The following is an 826-nucleotide window of genomic DNA, read 5'->3' as shown; positions in this document are numbered from 1 at the left end:
GGTCACGCTGCAGACGACAAGAAAACACGTAGAAAATAAGGAGAACATAAATGGCAGAAATTACTTCAGCTAAAGCAATGGCTCGTACAGTACGTGTTTCACCTCGTAAATCACGTCTTGTTCTTGACAACATCCGTGGTAAAAGCGTAGCCGATGCTATTGCAATCTTGACATTCACACCAAACAAAGCTGCTGAAATCATCTTGAAAGTCTTGAATTCAGCTGTAGCTAACGCTGAAAACAACTTTGGTTTGGACAAAGCTAACTTGGTAGTATCTGAAGCATTCGCAAACGAAGGACCAACTATGAAACGTTTCCGTCCACGTGCGAAAGGTTCAGCTTCACCAATCAACAAACGTACAGCTCACATCACTGTGGCTGTTGCAGAAAAATAAGGAGGTAACATCGTGGGTCAAAAAGTACATCCAATTGGTATGCGTGTCGGCATCATCCGTGATTGGGATGCCAAATGGTATGCTGAAAAAGAATACGCGGATTACCTTCATGAAGATCTTGCAATCCGTAAATTCGTTCAAAAAGAACTTGCTGACGCAGCAGTTTCAACTATTGAAATCGAACGCGCAGTAAACAAAGTTAACGTTTCACTTCACACTGCTAAACCAGGTATGGTTATCGGTAAAGGTGGTGCTAACGTTGATGCACTCCGTGCAAAACTTAACAAATTGACTGGAAAACAAGTACACATCAACATCATCGAAATCAAACAACCTGATTTGGATGCTCACCTTGTTGGTGAAGGAATTGCTCGTCAATTGGAGCAACGTGTTGCTTTCCGTCGTGCACAAAAACAAGCAATCCAACGTGC

The 826-nt window shown here is 42.5% G+C and carries 2 protein-coding genes; both read left to right on the top strand.

The genetic code is table 11. The annotated features are described in order from the left end of the window. Nucleotides 1–50 precede the first annotated feature (50 nt). On the top strand, nucleotides 51–395 hold the full coding sequence (gene rplV / locus GMD6S_RS11520) for a 50S ribosomal protein L22 (RefSeq protein ID WP_000818137.1): 345 nt from the start codon (nucleotides 51–53) through the stop codon (nucleotides 393–395). A gap of 12 nt (nucleotides 396–407) precedes the next feature. Beyond that, nucleotides 408–826, top strand: a 419-nt coding sequence (gene rpsC / locus GMD6S_RS11515; RefSeq protein WP_008295994.1) for a 30S ribosomal protein S3, incomplete at its 3' end; no start/stop codon positions are given.

The sequence above is a fragment of the Streptococcus sp. GMD6S genome, assembly GCF_000297015.1.
This window is presented reverse-complemented; position numbering and strand designations above follow the sequence as displayed.